This window comes from Stenotrophomonas sp. 2694 (assembly GCF_040548715.1).
Lineage (GTDB): Bacteria > Pseudomonadota > Gammaproteobacteria > Xanthomonadales > Xanthomonadaceae > Stenotrophomonas > Stenotrophomonas indicatrix.
In genome coordinates, this window is sequence record NZ_JBEPSG010000004.1 from 134,432 (window position 1) to 152,815 (window position 18,384).

10 protein-coding genes are annotated in these 18,384 nt (G+C 62.8%); 2 read left to right on the plus strand and 8 right to left on the minus strand.

From position 1 onward, the window contains the following. Positions 1 to 513: 513 nt before the first annotated feature. The 5 genes from ABIA73_RS07130 to ABIA73_RS07150 form a co-directional block, all read right to left on the minus strand. Positions 514 to 3,399 carry a TonB-dependent receptor domain-containing protein gene (locus tag ABIA73_RS07130; protein ID WP_354275587.1) on the minus strand — a complete coding sequence of 962 codons (2,886 nt, stop codon included), beginning with the start codon at positions 3,397 to 3,399 and terminating at the stop codon, positions 514 to 516. 182 nt (positions 3,400 to 3,581) lie between these two features. Next, on the minus strand, positions 3,582 to 5,561 hold the full coding sequence (locus tag ABIA73_RS07135) for an alpha/beta hydrolase family protein (RefSeq protein WP_080278322.1): 1,980 nt from the start codon (positions 5,559 to 5,561) through the stop codon (positions 3,582 to 3,584). A gap of 232 nt (positions 5,562 to 5,793) precedes the next feature. Further along, a complete protein-coding gene (locus ABIA73_RS07140) occupies positions 5,794 to 8,598 on the minus strand; it encodes a TonB-dependent receptor domain-containing protein (protein ID WP_025876109.1) in 2,805 nt (934 codons plus the stop codon). Positions 8,599 to 8,988: 390 nt separating this feature from the next. Beyond that, entirely contained in the window at positions 8,989 to 11,796 is a 2,808-nt protein-coding gene (locus ABIA73_RS07145) for a TonB-dependent receptor domain-containing protein (RefSeq protein ID WP_354275588.1), read from the minus strand. 360 nt (positions 11,797 to 12,156) lie between these two features. Next, positions 12,157 to 14,952, minus strand: coding sequence for a TonB-dependent receptor plug domain-containing protein (locus ABIA73_RS07150; protein ID WP_354275589.1), 2,796 nt, complete (start codon positions 14,950 to 14,952; stop codon positions 12,157 to 12,159). 215 nt (positions 14,953 to 15,167) lie between these two features. Here ABIA73_RS07150 and apbC point away from each other — a divergent pair, with 215 nt between their 5' ends. Both apbC and dcd read left to right on the plus strand, forming a co-directional pair. Then, positions 15,168 to 16,022 (plus strand): iron-sulfur cluster carrier protein ApbC, encoded by an 855-nt coding sequence (gene apbC / locus ABIA73_RS07155; protein WP_025876115.1) that lies wholly within the window; start codon positions 15,168 to 15,170, stop codon positions 16,020 to 16,022. 77 nt (positions 16,023 to 16,099) lie between these two features. Continuing rightward, complete coding sequence (gene dcd / locus ABIA73_RS07160; RefSeq protein WP_025876117.1) at positions 16,100 to 16,666, plus strand: dCTP deaminase; 567 nt, start codon at positions 16,100 to 16,102, stop codon at positions 16,664 to 16,666. Positions 16,667 to 16,765: 99 nt separating this feature from the next. On the opposite strand, the gene ABIA73_RS07165 is transcribed toward dcd, so the two are convergent. The 3 genes from ABIA73_RS07165 to ABIA73_RS07175 are packed head-to-tail and all read right to left on the minus strand — an operon-like array spanning position 16,766 to position 18,039. After that, on the minus strand, positions 16,766 to 16,933 hold the full coding sequence (locus tag ABIA73_RS07165) for a LiaI-LiaF-like domain-containing protein (protein WP_025876120.1): 168 nt from the start codon (positions 16,931 to 16,933) through the stop codon (positions 16,766 to 16,768). 15 nt (positions 16,934 to 16,948) lie between these two features. Continuing rightward, positions 16,949 to 17,371, minus strand: a complete 423-nt coding sequence (locus ABIA73_RS07170; protein WP_032975033.1) for an HIT domain-containing protein — start codon at positions 17,369 to 17,371, stop codon at positions 16,949 to 16,951. Further along, the gene (locus ABIA73_RS07175; protein ID WP_099784944.1) at positions 17,368 to 18,039 is read right to left on the minus strand and encodes a dienelactone hydrolase family protein; all 672 of its coding nucleotides are present in this window, start codon (positions 18,037 to 18,039) and stop codon (positions 17,368 to 17,370) included. Before ABIA73_RS07175 ends, ABIA73_RS07170 begins: the two co-directional genes overlap by 4 nt. Positions 18,040 to 18,384 lie beyond the last annotated feature (345 nt).

Here is an 18,384-nt window from a genome sequence, read left to right on the forward strand (position 1 = left end):
AGCAGGGCGTTGGTCAGCGGGTGGCGACCAGGCGTGCGGTGGTGCGTCATGTGGTGAATCCCCCTAGTGGATGAAGATCGTCCGCATCCCTGCGGTTGTTACGGTCATGTTCATGGTTTGTCCTGACCTTGATCGAACCTAACACGCGCTTAACGGGAAATGCATGGTTTCGTCACACTTTGTCACTCGGAATGTCAACGGCGTACATGAAATTGCAACAAATACAGATGCTTAGTCTCATTTGTGATGTGCCGAATCTGGCGGCACGGGCCGTATATGAATGGCCTGTTAAGTCGTACTTTGCGCAAAAAGGTGTCTCGCCAGGACATCGCTTGCCTCCTGCGTGGCGACGGGGGAGTGGTGGGCGGTGAGCGCATTCAGGAGCCATTTGTGTGCCGCGGGGCGTGCTGTCAGCGCTGGCGGTGATCGGCGGTCACGGTGCGCCGCCCGCTTGCCGCAGGCAAAAGAAAAGGGCGGCCGGAGCCGCCCTTTTCATGTGCTGCAATGCTGCGATCAGAACTTGTAGGACACGCGCGCGAAGAACGTGCGGCCGTACCAGTCGTACTGGGATGCGTACAACGGCGTGTTGCCATAACGGGTGCCGGCGGTGTTGGAGATCAGGTCCGGCTCCTTGTCGAACAGGTTGCGCACGCCGACCATGATGTTCCAGTCATCCATGTCGTAGCCGACAGAGACGCTGTGGCGGAACTGCCAGCCGGCCTTGATGTCGCGGGTCGCGTTCTGGTAGCCGGAATAGGTGAAGTTCCGGTCCAGGTCCTTGTTCTGGGTGCTGCTGACGTACGTGCCCTGCCAGTTGAACGTCCAGTCACCCCGTTCCAGGCTGACGCTGGCCAGGCCGACGGTCTTCGGCCGGCCGATGTAGCCGACCTGGTCGGAGGTGGTGATACCACTGTCAGAAGCCGAGTCGAACAGCTGGTACGTATCTTCGATGGTGTAGGTGACCTGCGCTTCAGCGGAAATCTTGCCGAAGGAGAAGTCGTTGTCGTAGTTGACCTGGAGGTCGTAGCCGCGGGTGCGCTCGCGGTTGATATTCACGTATTTGTTGTAGATCGTGGTGATGTTGTTCGGCGCCGACGCGTTGGTCGGGCTGTTGCGCACAATCTGGTCACAGAATGCGTTGGGGAACACCGCCGAGCCGTAGCAGCCGAACACGATGTCGTACTCGTCGAGCTGAGTGATTTCACCGCGCACGTCATAGTCGAAGTAATCCAGCGCCACGTTGAGGTTGGCGAAGGTCGGGCTCCAGACCAGGCCGAGGGTCTTGGCCTTGGACGTTTCCGGCTGCAGGTTGTTCTTGCCGCCGCCACCGGAATAGATGGTGGCGCTACTGCCGCCGCCGCCGGTATAGGTGTCCGGAATGCCGGCCGCTCCGCAGTTTGCACGGATGAAGGTGTTGTTGCTGTCGCCCCACTGGATGCAGGGGTCGATCTGGGTCTGCGGCAGGAAGCCGGTCTGATCGCCCAGGTACAGCTCGTACAGGCCCGGCGCACGGAACGAGGTACCCATGGTGCCGCGCACGCGCAGTGACGGGATGATCTGCCAGTTCACGCCGGTCTTCCAGACGTGATCCGAGCCCGGCACCGAGTCGTATTCGAACACGCGGCCGGACAGGTTGACCGACAACGATTCAATGCCCGGGATGCCCTTCAGCAGCGGTACGTCGACTTCGGCGAACGCTTCCTTGACCTTGTCGGTGCCACGGGTCGGGCCGGCAGAGGTGGAATTCCAGGAGCGGTCCGCGAGTGCGAAATCCGACGGCGTGTCATCGATCTTGTACCTGCGGAACTCGACACCGAATGCCGAGGCGACATCGCCGGCGGGCAGGGTGAACAGGTTGCCGCTGAAGATCGCGTTGGCACTGGTCTGATCGTAAGTGGTCTTGCCGGTGTGGTACTGGCCCACGGCGGCAATCAGCTCATTCATGCGGGTGCCGTTGAGGAAGCCCGGATCGAAGTAGTTCACCGGCATGTCGTCGTCGGTATAGACGAGGTCGCCGGCGCGGTCGACATCGATCGACAGCGCGCCGTACTTGCCGGTGGAGCGGCTGAAGCCAGCGTTGACTTCCCAGGTCCAGCTGTCGGTCGACTTGAACTGGCCATCGAACTTGGTGGTGCCGTAGAAGTAGTCGACCGTGATCTTCTGGTCACTCGGGAACGGCATGATGACCTGGAAGTAGTCATCGGCCGCCTCGCTGTAGACCGTTGGGTAGAACTGGCGCCAACTGTGCGCCTTGGTCTCACGGCGGTTGTACAGGAACTGCGTCTTCCAGTTGAAACTGTCGAAGCTGAAGTCAGTGGCGGCGTACAGCGAGGCACGCTCACGCTGATTGATCACTTCCTGGTCGTGGTAGAACGGGAAGTTCAGGACATCCTGGTAGTACGCGGTGCCGCCGTTGGCGTAGGTCGGAGTCGGGCGCGGGCGCGGACGATAGCCCGGGAACGGGCCCACCGTGCTGCCATCGGGCGAGGGCACGTAGCGGATTGCCGGGTTGTTGTAGTTGATGATGGTATTGGCGTACAGGTTGCCGGTGCTGCAGCCTGCCAGGTTGCTGCCGGCCAGGATCGAGCGATCCTCACGGTCGATCCGCTTGCCGTCAGTGCCCCAGACCATGTCTTCGGCGCAGCGGAAGTAATCGCGATCACCCACGGTCAGTGCGTTCAGACGGTCCCACTGCGCAGCCGCCACGACACTGCCCTTGTCGAAGTTCCAGCCGTTGGCGATCGAGGCAGAGAACTGCTCGCCGCCACCATGCTGCGGCACGCTCATGGAGTAGGTCATCTCCGGACGGTCGATGCTCTTCTTGGTGATCAGGTTGACCACGCCGGCAAGCGCATCGGAGCCGTAGATGGAGGAGGAGCCGTCCTTGACGATTTCCAGCCGCTGCAGGATGGCCTGCGGAATGACGTTCAGATCGAACGCGGCGACCTGGCCACGGGTACCGGCCGGGCCGGGACGCTGGCCGTCGAGCAGGATCAGCGTGCGGTTCGCGCCCAGACCACGCAGCGAGACCGTCTGCACACCGGTGCCGCCTTCGACGACGAAGCCGCCGAACTGGTTGTTCATCTGCGTGGAGCCTGCCGCGATCGAAGACGTCTGCAGGAAGTCGGCGGTATCGAACTGACCGGCAGAGATCGCCTTGTCGATCGAGATGACCTGCACCGGCGACGTGGTCTCGTACTCCGGACGCTTGATCAGCGAACCGGTGACGACGACGGTGTCAAGTTCGGTGGCGCGCTTGGATGCGGGGGGGGTACTTGACGAAGCAGCTTCCTGCTGCGGTGTTTCCTGGGCAAAGGCAGGAGCGACATGTAGACAGGCCAGAACCGCCAAGGTCAGCGGGACGCGGCTCGGCTTGGAGAGGCGAATGACGTTGCGCATTTCGGTAATTTCCCTATTTGTTACGCTTCGGTTAACGGAGTGTATGTTTGCCGTAAAGTAAATGCAAGATGAACGAAGCGCGCCTGTAATGCTTTGATGTTTAAGGGAAATTCACCTTGTGGATGCGAAACGCCCCCGCTGGCGGATGCCAGGCGGGGGCGCTCAGCGACACGATCTAGGGGTCAGAGGCCGCCCGGGCCGCAATCCTTCTTCAGGAAGCCTTCGATGAGGCCCAGCGTTTCCCGCTGCTGGCGTGGGTACCACGGCATGCTGTGCTGCTGGTCGGCAATCAGGTGGTACTGCGCAGGCACCTTGTCCTTCACCGCTTCGTAGAAGCCCTGGGCGTGGAAGGAGGGTGTACGCACATCGCGGTCACCCACGAACAGCATCACCGGAATGTTGGCGCTGGCGGTGTTGCGCATCGGATCCATGCCCTTGACCGTCTGCCCTTGCAGGATGCGCTGCAGGCGGTTGTCGCTCCAGCTGGTGCCCAAGCGTGCGAGATCGGTGACCGGAGCGCCGGCAATCGCGCACTGATACGGGCTGCCTGGGCGAACGGTGGCTGCGGCAGCAGCGAAGCCGCCGTAGGAGTAGCCGAAGATCGCGATGCGGTCCTTCGCAGCGAAACCCTGCGACACCAGCCACGCCGCACCGTCATCATTGTCGTCGGACATCTTCTGGCCCCATTCGCGGTCGCCGGCAATCCACAGGTCCCGGCCCAGGCCAGAGGAGCCACGGTACTGCGGGCGAAGCACGGCATATCCGCGAGACGTCAGCAGCGCGACCCAGCCGGAGGCATCCCATTGCACGTAGTCACGCGCCCAGGGGCCGCCGTGTGGATGGACAATGGCCGGCGCTGCGGCATCGCCTTCCTTCCAGCCCGCAGGGAGATCCAGGATGGCAGGAATGACCCGTCCGTCGCGTGCCTTGTAGTTCACCCAGCGTTGTTCGCCCACCGTGCCCTTGCTGATCCACGGACGCTCGCTGCCCAGGCTCACCACCTTTTTCCGATCCAGCAGCAGGAAATGGGAGGGCGGTGCATCCGGACCGGTAGCGCGGAACAGGATCCTCGAGAAATCATCGTTGTAGCGGCTGATCTCGATCTGCCTTCCCGGCGCAGCTTGCTTCAGCGTGTCCTGGATCGATTTCAGCGTCGGGTCGACGTAGACCGTCTGTTGCGAAGGGCCATCGATGGTGAATCCGACCACTTGATTGAAGGTGCTCGGCTGGGTGCTGAAGACAAGGCTTGCGATGGAGAAGTTCGGATTGGCCAGCACCGGTTCGGGATCGAACTTCTGCGCCTTGGCGTCGTACAGATGTGCCTGCACCTTGTCCGAGAAGAGGTCGGTCAGGACGTAGTACTTGCCGGTGGCATCGTCCACACCAGCCAACTCGACCGTATGCCGGTTGGACAGGCGTGTCAGCAGCGGCTTCTGCAGTACGAACTGCCCGGAGCTCGGATCAAGGATCTGAATCTGCTGGTCGTAATCGCCGCTGACCGGTTCGATCTGGCTCTTGGCGAGCACCTTGCCGCTGCGCGGGTCGAACAACGCAGGCTGGGCGCGGGTGCCGCCGCGGAACAGCAGTTCGGTTTCCTTGGTCTTGAGGTTGTACAGGTAGTAATTGGCGGTCAGCGTTATCTCGCTGAGCTGGCGGATGATGACCCGGTCCGGATCCAGCGGCAGCATGTTGACCAGCGATGCGCTGCCACCCAGTTCCAGGCAGCGCTGGGTCTGTTCGCTCACGCCCAGCTTGCGCGTGTTGTCGGCGAATGCTTCGTTGAAAGTCTTCTGGCTCTGGTCGGTCAGGTAGGTCTTGACCACGAATGTCTTGGTCGCACCCGATACGCTGCCCTCGCCACACCCCCCAAGCTGCCCGGTCCACTCCTGGCGGCCGACCGCCAGGATCTGGTCGGACTTGAGAGCGCCCACGGCAATGAACTTCATCCGGTCGCCCGAGGGCGTAACCACCTTCGGGGCGCCTCCCATTGCGTCGGTATCCCAGCTGGCCAGCGCAGTTTCTTCCGGGTTGCCCGGAGAGGGGATCAACGCGACCAGATGCTTGCCGTCCGGACTCATCGAGACCGACTGCAACGCTGGCATGCGTGCCAGGTCTTCGATCGGGATGGGAGCGGCGTGTGCCGTGGCGCCGGCCAGGGCCATGGAGAGGGCACCGCATAGGGTGCGAGCGGAAATCACGTGCATGTCTTGTCCTTTTGCTGCGCGTTGATCGGCTGAAGCTGACTGGATTGTGAACAAGGTCGAAAGGTAGCAGATCGATGACCTTCCTTGGCAGTGCCAGCGCCGCTCCCCCTCCCTTGCCGCACCGGTGCCACCCAAAGCAGAAGACCCCGCCGGAGCGGGGTCTTCTGCTGTACGGGAACGCGCTGACGGATCAGTTGTTGCCGAACTCGTACTTGGCCTGCACGTAGATGGCACGGCCATAAGCGTTGTACAGGTAGTTGTTGTACGGCTGGCCGCTGGTGCCGGCGAAGCTGTACCGCTGGTTGTCAGGCATCTTGTTGAACACGTTGTTGACCATCAGCGACAGGGTCAGGTTGTCCATCGCCCGATAGTTCACGCTCAGGTTGTAGGTGGTGTACGAACCCCACTTGCCGGCCTTGTAGCCGGAGCTGTGGACGTAGTCGTAGCCATTGCCCAGGTAGGCCATGTAGTTCGGCGTCTTGCCGATGTAGTTGGCATACAGGGTGGTGGTCCACTTGTCCTTGGCCCAGCCGATCGAACCGTCGGCGCGCACCTTGGCGTACGAGTCGTACACCCACATCGCATACGGGTCGCGCAGCAGGTCCAGGTACTCATCGCCCGGCTGCGGTTGCAGTTCGCGCTTGAGCATGTCGGTGTAGTTGCCGGAGAACTGCAGCGAACCGAAGCGGCCGATGTCCTGTACGTACTTGAAGCTGGCCGTCAGCGCCTGCAGGTTCTGGCTGGCTACGTTCATCTTCGGCGTATAGATCTCATCGAGTACGCCGGAGGCGTCGCGGGTGATCCAGTCGCTGACGTTCTGGCAGCTGGCCGAGGTGTTGTTGGTCTGGCCGTTGCGGCAGTAATACTCGGCCAGCAGCAACTGGTCGGAACTGAGGGTGTTGACCTCGTTCTTGATCTTCCAGTTGTAGTAGTCCACCGACACCGACAGGTTGTTGATGGGCGCCCACACGATGCCGGCGTTCCAGACATCGGCGGTGATCGGCTCCAGGTCCGGGTTGCCGGATTGGGTGCCGAACACCGACACGCTGTCATACGGGCAGCCGGTGGTGTTGGCCGGGTCGTAGCCCAGCTGGCCGCAACGGTAGTAGTCGGTGGAGCCGTTGGCGTAGTAGCCGCTGACACCCTGGAAGGCATCGGACAGGGTGGGCGCGCGGAACGCGGTGCCGTACTTGCCACGGAACAGCAGGCTGTCGATCGGCCGGAATTCCAGGCCGACGCTGTAGGTCGCCTTGTCGATGGTGTTGCCACCGATCTTGAAGGCGTCGTAGCGGCCGGAGCCGGTCACCGTCAGTGATTCCAGCAACGGCATGCGCAGTTCGCTGGTCACCGCGTAGCTGCTGCGATGGCCGGCGCCGGAAACCGCGGTGGTACCCCACACGCTGCCATCCACCAGGCGGGTATCGGGCGTGTAATCCCAGCCTTCGCTGCCGCCTTCAACCACCACTGCGAAGCCGGCGTCGCCGCCGGGCAGCTTGAACAGCGAACCATTGGTGACCTGCGCACGCAGCAGGTTCTGCCAGGTGCGGCTCTGGCTGTAGGTGTAGCCGGTGAAGCTCTGGAAATCACCGCTCGGCAGTGGCGAGTAGAACGCTTCCCAGTCCGGGCTGTAGATGTTGTACCCGGTGCTGGTGGTGCCCAGCACCGGCCCCAGCACACGCTGCTCGAAGTAGTCGTTGATCGGATCGTTCCAGCGCACGAAGTTGCGCTCGGTCAACTTGTATTCGCCGCGGGTGAAGCTGGCACTGTAGTCCCAGCTGCCGGCCGTGCCGCGGCCGCCGAGCGTGACCTGGTAAGCCTTGTTGCGATCGGTGTTCATGATGTCGCGATAGCCGCCGGCGCCGATGTCCTCCGGCGCGAACACGCGCTGCAGGTTCATGTACTGGCCGCTGTCCTGATCGTAGAAGCGGCCCCAGCCGGAGGAGGTGCCCCACCAGGTGTAGTTCGAGCCTGTGGCGTACTTCACTTCTTCCAGGCTGTAGAGCGCGTCGCCGAACAACTGGAAGTTGTCGTTCACATCGAAGGTCATCGAGCTGTAGATCTGCCCGCTTTCCTTGCCGTTCTTGATGGTCTTGTAGCCGGTGCCATAGACCGAACCGCAGGCCTGGCCGGTCGGCCGGGTGCCGAGCACGGTGGTGCCGTCGAACTGGCCCGCCACGTTGGCGCACAGGTTCGGGTCCATCATGGCGTAGCGGTTGCTGTTGGCCGGCAGCAGTACCAGGAAGTCGTTGGAGACGTACTGGGGGCTGTAGCCGTCGGGATTGTTGACCTTGGTCAGGTCACGCTGGTAGCCCCAGATCGGGCTGGTTTTTTCGTACTGCACGTTGACCAGCGCATGGAATCGATCGTCGACACCGTTGAAGCCGCGCGCCGCACTGACGCGTACGCTGTTGCCGCCGCCTTCGGAGTAGGCACCGCCACGGACATTGAGCACACCGCCATCCATGCGCTCCTTGAGGATGATGTTGACCACGCCGGCGATCGCATCCGAACCGTACAGCGAAGACTGGCCGCCGGGCAGGATCTCGATGCGCTCGACGATGTCAATCGGAATGCCGCTGATGTTGTTGAAACTGTCGCTGCCGTTGTACAGCGCCGGATACGAGAGCATCGGGCGGCCGTTGATCAGGTACTTGGTGTAGCCGGGGCTGAGCCCGAACATGCCGGCGGCCTCGGCACCCTGGGTGAACGAAGCGGAGGTCTGCCCGCCCTGCAGGCCGCCGGTCGACAGCGAGGACTGCTGCAGGACGTCGGCGACGCTGGTGAAGCCGCGGGTCTGGATGTCCTCGGCGGTGACGGTCAGGACCGGCGTGTGGTTCTCGATCTGCGTCTGCGGGATCAGTGAACCGGTGACGGTGACCCGGTCGAGCTGGGTCGGGCCGGTGTCCTGCGCGTGGGCTGCACCGGAGGCGAGCAGGGTGCCGATCAGGGCAAGGGTCAGGGGGTGACGCGAAGGCGTGGAGCGATGGCGAGACATGATGGATCCCCGTAATGAGCGATGTCGTCTGGCTGATGTCCTCCCTGACATCTTCATGATGTGTTCAGTTGCAATCCATTCAGCCGGACCGTAACACGACGTTCACGTTGTCAAAACGGTCCCGTCACACGGATGTGCTGCTTATCGGAAGAAAAGTCCTTTGAAATCAGTGCGTAAACGCGATTGTCTGGGAATGTTTCAAAATGTTGCGTTGCGGGACAGAATTGATCGAAGCCGATGTTTCGTATGTAGATCAAGGGCTTGCTGCCTTCGCGGATGCTTTTCTCATTATTTAATTTATGAGACTGGTTTTGATCTTCCGTCTCAATTGACGGGCATGAAAAAGGCCCCGCCGAAGCGGGGCCTTTCCGGGCAGTGCGGGCGCGGCGCTTACTTCCCGCCGAACTCGTACTTGGCCTGCACGTACACGGCACGGCCGTAAGGGTTGTAGATGCTGCTGTTGTACGGTGCGCCGATGTTGCCGGCGTAGCTGTGGGCCTGGCCGTCGGGCATCTTGTTGAACACGTTGTTGACCATCATCGACAGCGTCAGGTTGTCCATCGCCTGGTAATTCACGCTCAGGTTGTAGGTGGTGTACGAGCCCCACTTGCCGGCCTCGTAGCCGGACGGATGCACGTAGTCGTAGCCCTTGCCCAGGTATGCCATGCGGTTGGGCGTCTTGCCGATGTAGTTGAAGTACACGGTGGTGGTCCACTTGTCCTTCGCCCAGCCCACCGCACCGTCGGCACGCACCTTGGCGTACTGGTCGTAGTTCCACATCGCGTACGGGTCGCGCAGCAGGTCCAGGTACTCGTCGCCCGGCTGCGGCTGCAGTTCGCGCTTGATCATGTTGGTGTAGTTGCTGGAGAACTGCAGCGCACCGAAGCGGCCGATGTCCTGCACGTACTTGAAGCTGGCCGTGACCGCCTGCAGGTTCTGGCTGGCGATGTTCATCTTCGGCGTATAGATCTGCTCCAGCTTGCCGGTGCCATCGCGGGTGATCCAGTCGCTCACGTTCTGGCAGCTGGCCGAGGTGTTGTTGGTCTGGCCGTTGCGGCAGTAGTACTCGGCCAGCAGCAACTGGTCGGAACTGAGGGTGTTGACCTCGTTCTTGATCTTCCAGTTGTAGTAGTCCACCGACAGCGAGAGGTTGTTGATGGGCGCCCACACGATGCCGGCGTTCCAGACGTCGGCGGTGATCGCTTCCAGCTCGGGGTTGCCGGACTGCTCACCGAACACTGATTCGTTGGCATACGGGCAGCCAACCGTGTCGCTCGGGTTGAAGCCGAGCTGGCCACAGCGGTAGTAGTCGACCGAGCCGTTGGCGTAGTACCCGCTGCGGCCCTGGAAGGCATCGGACAGGCTGGGCGCGCGGAAGGCGGTGCCGTACTTGCCGCGGAACAGCAGGCTTTCAATGGGACGGAATTCCACGCCGATGCTGTAGGTCGACTTGTCGACGGTCTTGTCGGCGATCTTGAATGCGTCGTAGCGACCCGAGGCGGTCACGGTCAACGACTCCAGCAGCGGCATGCGCAGTTCGCTGGTCAGCGCATAGTTGCTGCGATGGCCAGCGCCGGCCACCGAGGTGGTGCCCCAGACGCTGCCATCAAGCAGGCGCTGGTCGGGGGTATAGGACCAGCCTTCGCTGCCCGCTTCGGCCACCACTGCCAGGCCCGCATCGCCACCGGGCAGCTTGAACAGCGAACCATTGGTGATCTGCGCGCGTCCCAGGTTCTGCCAGGTGCGGCTCTTGTTGTAGGTGAAGCCGGTGAAGGTCTGGAAATCGCCGGCCGGCAGCGGCGAATAGAACGCGCCCCAGTTCGGGTTGTAGATGTTGTAGCCGTCGTCGGTGACGCCCAGCACCGGACCCAGCACGCGGTCTTCGAAGTAGCTGTCGATCTCGTTGGCCCAGCGCGCGAAGCTGCGCTCGGTCAGCTTGTACTCGCCACGGCTGAAGCTGGCGCTGTAATCCCAGTTGCCGACGTTGCCGCGCCCGCCCAGCGTGATCTGGTAGGCCTTGTTGCGATCGGTGCTCATGGTGTCGCGGTAGCCGGCCGGGCTGATGTCCTCCGGCGCGAACGCGCGCTGCAGGTTCATGTATTCGCCACTGGCCTGGTCGACGAACGCACCGAAGCCGACATCGCTGCCCCAGAAGGCGTAGCCCGAACCCGAGTTGTACTGCACTTCTTCCAGGCTGTAGAGCGCGTCTGCGAACAGCTGGAAGTTGTCGTTGACGTCAAAGGACATCGACGAATAGATCTGGCTGCTTTCCTTGCCGTTCTTCAGCGTCTTGTAGCCGGCACTGAAGGGTGAACCGCAGGATTCGCCGGTGGCACGGGTGCCCAGCACGGTGGTGCCGCCGAACTGGCCGGCCACGTTGGCGCAGCGGCTCGGGTCCATCATCACGTAGGCGTTCTGCTGGTCCGGCAGGTAGACCAGGAAGTCGTTGGTCGGAACCTGCGGCGTATAGCCCCGGGTGTTGTTCTGCTTGGTCAGGTCGCGCTGGTAACCCCAGATCGGGCTGCTTTTCTCGTACTGCACGTTGACCAGTGCGTGGAAGCGGTCATCAAAGGCGTTGAAGCCATGCGCGCCGCTGACGCGGAAATCGTTGCCGCCACCCTCGGTGTAGGCGCCGCCGCGCACGTTCAGCACGCCGCCGTCCATGCGGTCCTTGAGGATGATGTTGACCACGCCGGCGATTGCATCCGAGCCGTACAGCGACGACTGGCCGCCGGGCAGGATCTCGATGCGCTCGACGATGTCGATCGGGATGCCGCTGAGGTTGTTGAAGGTATCGCTGCCGTTGTAGAGGGCAGGGTAGGACAGCATCGGCCGTCCGTTGATCAGGTACTTGGTGTAGCTCGGGCTGAGGCCGAACATGCCCGAGGCTTCGGCGCCCTGGGTGAACGACGCGGAGGTCTGGCCGCCCTGCAGGCCGCCGGTGGTCAACGAGTTCTGCTGCAGCACCTCGGCAACGCTGGTGAAGCCACGGGTCTGGATGTCCTCAGCGGTGACGGTCAGGACCGGCGTGTGGTTCTCCATCTGCGTCTGCGGGATCAGTGAGCCGGTGACGGTCACGCGTCCAAGATCGGTGGGAGTGTTGTCCTGGGCGAGCGCGATCGCGCTGCTGCTGGCCAGGATCAGGCCGCTGAGGACGGCGCGGGTGAGCGGGTGACGCGGGAAGCCATTGCGAGACATGCGGTACTCCGTGTGGTCGTGAGAAACGCGTTTTCCCTTTCCTGGGAACTCATGGATGGTTCAGCAGCCGGTGGACGCAGAAAGGCGGCGTTTTTCGAACGTAACACACGCTTAACTTGTTTTTCGCGGGCTTGTCGCGCTCTCGCAATGGCTCGTTCGGAGTTAATAAAAATTTCTTTAAAAACAATTGATTGCAATATTGGTACGAATTTGCCGAGTTTGGCTTAATGAATATCCAGTAAATGTCCGGATATTTAACAATCGAGATGTTCCCGCGGCGATCGCCGCACATGCCTCGCCAAAAAAAAGGCCCCGCCGAAGCGGGGCCTGGTCCGGAATAAAACCCGGAAATCGACGGGATTACTTGCCGAAGTCGTACTTGGCCTGCACGTACACGGTGCGGCCGTAGACGTTGTACAGGTAGTTGTTGAACGGCGTGCCGGAGGTGCCCTGGTAGCTGTGAGCCTGCTGCTCGGGCATCTTGTTGAACACGTTGTTGACCATCAGCGACAGGGTCAGGTCATCCTGCACGCGGTAGTTCACGCTCAGGTTGTAAGTGGTGTACGAAGCCCACTTGCCTGCCTTGTAACCCGACGCACCATGGGTGTACTCGTAGCCGTTCAGGCCCGCCAGGTAGTTCGGGGTGTGGCCGATGTAGTTCGCGTACAGCGTGGTGGTCCACTTGTCCAGCGACCAGGCCACCGACGCGTCGGAACGGACCTTGGCGTAGCTGTCGTAGTTCCACATCGACTTCGGGTTGCCCAGCAGGTCCTGGAAGTCCTCGCCCGGCTGCGCCTGCACTTCACGCTTCAGCATGTTGGTGTAGTTGCCCGAGAACTGCAGCGAACCGAAGCGGCCGATGTCCTGCAGGTACTTGAAGCCGACGGTCACGGCCTGCAGGTTCTGGCGGGCCACGTTCATCTTCGGGGTGTACAGCGAGCTCAGGTTGCCGGCCGAATCGCGCACGACCCAGTCAGCCACGTTCTGGCAGGTGGCCGAGGAGCCGTTCGGCAGGCCGTTGCGGCAGTAGTACTCGGCCAGCAGCAGCTGGTCGGTGCTGGCCGTATCGACTTCGTTCTCGATCTTCCAGTTGTAGTAGTCGGCCGAGATCGACAGGTTCGCCATCGGCGCCCAGACGATGCCCGCGTTCCAGACGTCGGCAGTGATCGGCTCCAGGTCCGGGTTGCCGGCACGCTCGGAGTAGACCGAGACGCTGTCTGCGTAGCGGCAGGCGTCGGTGTTGCCCGGCACGTAGCCCAGCTCACCGCAACGGTAGTAGTCGGTGGAGTTGGCAGCGTAATAGCCGCTGCGGCCCTGGAACGCGTCGGGCAGGGTCGGCGCGCGGAAGGCGGTGCCGTACTTGCCGCGGAACAGCAGGCTTTCGATCGGACGGAACTCTACACCCACGCTGTAGGTGGCCTTGTCGACGGTGTTGTCGGCGATCTTGAAGGCGTCATAGCGACCGGAAGCGGTCACCGTCAGCGACTCCAGCAGCGGCATGCGCAGCTCGCTGGTCACCGCGTAGTTGCTGCGATGGCCGTTGCCGGCAACAGCCGACGAGCCCCACACGTCGCCGTCCAGCAGGCGCTGGTCGGGGCTGTAGTCCCAACCTTCGCTGCCGCCTTCGACGACCACGGCCAGGCCGGCATCACCGCCCGGCAGCGAGAACAGCGAGCCGTTGGTGACCTGCGCGCGTGCCAGGTTCTGCCAGGTGCGGCTGTGGTTGGTGGTGTAACCGGTGAAGCCAGCGAAATCTTCCGGCGAGATCGGCGAGTAGAACGCGCCCCAGTTGGTGTTGTAGATGCCGAAGCCATCCTGGGTGCCCAGCTGCGGGCCCAGCACCTTGTCGGCGAAGTAGCTGTTGATGGCATTGCCGAAGCGCTGGAACTTGCTCTCATCCAGGCGGTATTCGCCACGGGTGAAGCTCAGGCTGTAGTCCCAGTTGCCGACCGCACCCTTGCCGCCCAGGGTGACCTGGTAGGCACGGCTCTTGTCGTTGTTCAGGATGCCCTTGTAGCCTTCGCCGCCGATGTCTTCCGGAGCGAACGCGCGCTGCAGGTTGACCAGCTTGCCGGAGGCCTGGTCATAGAAGCCACCCATGGTGCTCTTGGTGCCCCACCAGAGGTAGTTCGAGCCCGAGGTGTATTCGGTCTTTTCCTTGCTGTACAGCACGTCGGCGAACAGCTGGAAGTTGTCGTTCACGTCGAAGGTCATCGACGAGTAGAACTGGCCGCTGTCCTTGCCGTTCTTCAGGGTCTTGTAGCCGGCGCCGAAGACCGAGCCGCAGGACTGGCCCGTCGGGCGGTTCGCCAGCACGGTGGTGCCGTCGAACTGGCCGGCAACGTTGGCGCAGTTGCTCGGGTCCATCATGTACAGCGCATTGGTCTTGGCGTCGATGACGGCGAAGTCGTTCGACGGCAGCTGCGGGGTGTAGCCGTTCGCGTTGTTCTGCTTGGTCAGGTCACGCTGGTAGCCCCAGATCGGGTTGCTGCTTTCGATCTGCACGTTGACCAGTGCATTGAAGCGGTCGTCCAGTGCCGAGAAGCCGTGTGCACCGCTGACGCGGAAGCTGCTGCCGCCGCCTTCAGTGGAAGTGCCGCCACGCACGGACAGGCTGCCGCCTTCCATGTGGTCCTTCAGGATGATGTTGACCACGCCGGCGATCGCATCCGAACCGTACAGCGAAGACTGGCCGCCGGGCAGGATCTCGATGCGCTCGACGATGTCAATCGGAATGCCGCTGATGTTGTTGAACGCGTCGCCGCCGTTGTACAGCGCCGGGTAGGACATCATCGGGCGGCCGTTGATCAGGTACTTGGTGTAACCCGGATTCAGGCCGAACATGCCAGCGGCTTCAGCGCCCTGGGTGAACGAAGCGGAGGTCTGGCCGCCCTGGATGCCGCCGGTGGTCAGCGAGGACTGCTGCAGCACCTCGGCGACGCTGTTGAAGCCGCGCGACTGGATGGCTTCAGCGCTGATGGTCATGACCGGGGTCTGGGTCTCGACCTGGGTCTGCGGGATCAGCGAGCCGGTGACGGTGATCTTGTCCAGATTGGTGGCCTTGTCCTGGGCCATTGCCGGCGAGGCGGCAACCAGGGCGGAGATCAAGGCGACAGCGAGGGTGTTGCGACGTGCAGAATTGCGAAGGTCTTTCATGTAGTTCCGTTCAGAGAGCAAATACGAGTACGGCACTGCGCATGCGCCATCGTGCGTGCCGTAGATCCAGCAACGCAGCCCAAAACCAGTGCTTAGCGAACGTAACATGAACTTAACAATCTGTGCACGAATCTGTAGCAATCCTGAATTTCAGTCAGCGTACGTCCAGCTAGTATGATGTTGGGTTCTTCTTGTCGATTCACCCGGAGCCCGCAGTGAACAGTTCTTCCCGTCGTCCGCATGCCAGCCAGGTGCAGAAGGGACTGGCGCCGCATGCGCGCATCCGCAACGTGATCGCGGTGGGCTCGGGAAAGGGTGGCGTGGGCAAGTCGACCACGGCGGTCAACCTGGCCGTCGCACTGCAGCAGCTGGGGGCGCGCGTAGGCGTGCTTGATGCCGATATCTACGGCCCCAGCGTGCCGGCGATGCTCGGCCTGTCCGGTCGCCCGGAAAGCCCGGACAACAAGAGCATCGAGCCGATGCGGGCCTTCGGCGTGGACACCATGTCGATCGGTTATCTGGTCGAGGATGAAACGCCGCTGATCATGCGCGCACCGCGCGCGACGGCGGCGTTGACCCAGCTGTTCGAAGACACGCTGTGGGACGACCTGGACTACCTGCTGATCGATCTGCCGCCGGGCACCGGCGACATCCAGCTGACCCTGGTGCAGAAGATCCCGCTGGCCGGCGCGGTGATCGTCACCACGCCGCAGGACATCGCTACGTTGGATGCGAAGAAGGCGCTGAAGATGTTCGAGAAGGTCGAGGTGCCGGTGCTGGGCGTGGTCGAAAACATGGCCGTGCATACCTGCAGCAACTGCGGGCATGTGGAGCACCTGTTCGGCGAAGGTGGTGGCGAGCGCATGGCGGCGCAGTACGGCGTGCCGCTGCTGGGGTCGCTGCCGCTGCAGATCGGCATCCGCGAGCAGGGCGATGCCGGTACCCCGATCACCGCCGCGCAGCCGGAATCGGCGGCGGCCCAGGCCTACCACCGTGCCGCCCAGCGTCTGGTCGAGGAAGTGGGCAAGCGCCCGCGCGCTTCGATCCCGATCCTGTCCTCGCTGCTGTAAGGGCCCGCTGGGGGCTGCGGCGGCGACGCCCGGCCCCCTGCTAGAATCCTCGCGCCCCCTCGCACCCAGGACAGAGCATGAGCATCAAGAGTGACCGTTGGATCCGCCGGATGTCCGAACAGCACGGCATGATCGAGCCGTATGAGGCCGGGCAGGTCAAGCAGGCCAACGGCGAGCGCATCGTCAGCTACGGCACTTCCAGCTACGGCTACGACGTGCGCTGCTCGCGCGAGTTCAAGGTGTTCACCAACATCAACTCGACGATCGTGGACCCCAAGCATTTCGATCCGGGCAGCTTCGTCGATATCGTCGGTGACGAGTGCATCATTCCGCCGAACAGCTTCGCGCTGGCGCGCACGGTCGAGTATTTCCGCATTCCGCGCGACACCCTGGTGGTGTGCCTGGGCAAGAGCACCTATGCGCGCTGCGGCATCATCGTCAACGTGACCCCGCTGGAGCCGGAGTGGGAAGGCCACGTGACCCTGGAATTCAGCAACACCACGCCGCTGCCGGCGCGCATCTACGCCAATGAAGGCGTGGCGCAGATGCTGTTCTTCCAGTCCGATGAAGTGTGCGAGACCTCGTACAAGGACCGCGGCGGCAAGTACCAGGGCCAGACCGGCGTGACCCTGCCGCGCACCTGACAGCTTGCGTCAGCGCGTATCGGTAGCGCCGGGCCATGCCCGGCGTTTCCGTTTTGTGGGTCCGCGCGCTGCGTTCGCCGGGCATGGCCCGGCGCTACCTTATTTGCCGCGACCGAACAGGATCGCGATGCCTACGGCCACCAGGCCGAGCGGCCACCAGGTCAACAGCAGGCGCGACAGGTTCAGGTTGGTCCAGCCCAGGTTGCTGGCCAGCATGAACAGGCCGATCAGGATCAGCAGGATGGCGGCGACGATATTGAATCGCATCGGGTCGGCACTGGCTCAGGAATGGGCTGGATATCCTAGCCGTTCCTTCCAGTAGGCGACATGCTGGTCCAGCGCGGCCGGCTCATAGCGGTGCGCCGGGCCACTGCCCCAGACCGGTCCCGGCCACGCCGGATCGCCGTCGTGGCGGCCGATCACGTGGAAATGCAGCTGGCGCACGATGTTGCCCAGCGCGCCGATGTTGATCTTCTCCACCCCGTCCGAACCGTGCAGGGCCTTGCAGGCGCGGTTGAGCTCGGTGCGCAGCTTGTCCTGCTGCTCGCCGTCCAGCTCGATCCACTCGGTCACCCCGGCCAGACGCGGCACCAGGACCAGCCAGGGGAATCGTTCGTCGTTCATCAGTCGCACTTGCGACAACGGGCCTTCGGCCACCAGTACGCTATCGGTGGCCAGGCGTGAATCGAGTTCGAAATCGCTCATCCAAGATGCTCCGAGAAGAAGTCCAGGGTGCGTTGCAGCGCCAGGGCGGCGCTGTCTGGATCATACGCATGTCCGACCTCGCGGTTGAAGGCATGGTCGGCCGGATAGACGTAGGTCGCCATCTGCGGCAGCTTCTCACGGTGCGCCTGGATCGCCTCCGGCGGGATGCTCTTGTCCTGCGCGCCGAAGTGGAACATCACCGGGGCCTTCGGCGTCTCGTCCAGGAACTGCACGTTGCGCGCGCCGTAGTAGCTCACCGAGGGCAGGCCCAGGCGCAGCGCGGACAGCAGGGCGACGCTGCCACCCCAGCAGTAGCCGACCGTGCCGACCTTGCCGTGCGGGGCCAGCCGGGTTGCCGCGGCGCGGACCACTTCCAGTGCCTTTTCCATGCCCAGCGCGGTGACCCGTTCCAGCCCATCCTTCACGCCCTCGGGGCTGTAGGGCAGGGCATCCGGGTCGGCCTCGGGGCCGTCGACCAGGTCGAAGAACGACGGCGCCAACACGGCGTAGCCCTGGGCCGCGAACCGTTCGGCGACGCCGCGGATATGCGGGTTGGCGCCGAAGATCTCCTGCACCACCACCAGCGCGCCGCGGGGTTTGCCCTCGGGCAGTGCCTGCCAGGCGCGGACCGGGCCGTAATGCGTATCCAGGATGATCCATTCGGACATCGGGGTGTACCTCGTTGCAGGGAACAGAACGTTATTGTCGACGTTGTGAGGGTTAGCGCGATGTCAGCGGCTGTGCCGCATCGGGCGGCTATGGTGGGGCTGGCTGTGGTTTCCCAAGGCGGTGCAGGTACCGGTTTCCGTATTGACCGGTGCACACCCGAAGCCTAAGCTTTCAGCCACGATGACATACAAGCCTCCGGCGCGAGCCGGGGGCTTTTTTGTTGTCTGCGCGTTGCCCGAGGGCGACGTGGAAACAGGCGGCTGTGCCGGGCCAACCGCGACGAAGACATCCAGGCCGACCCGAGCCTGACAACCCCGAAACCCAGCCGCCGCAAGGCGGCTTTT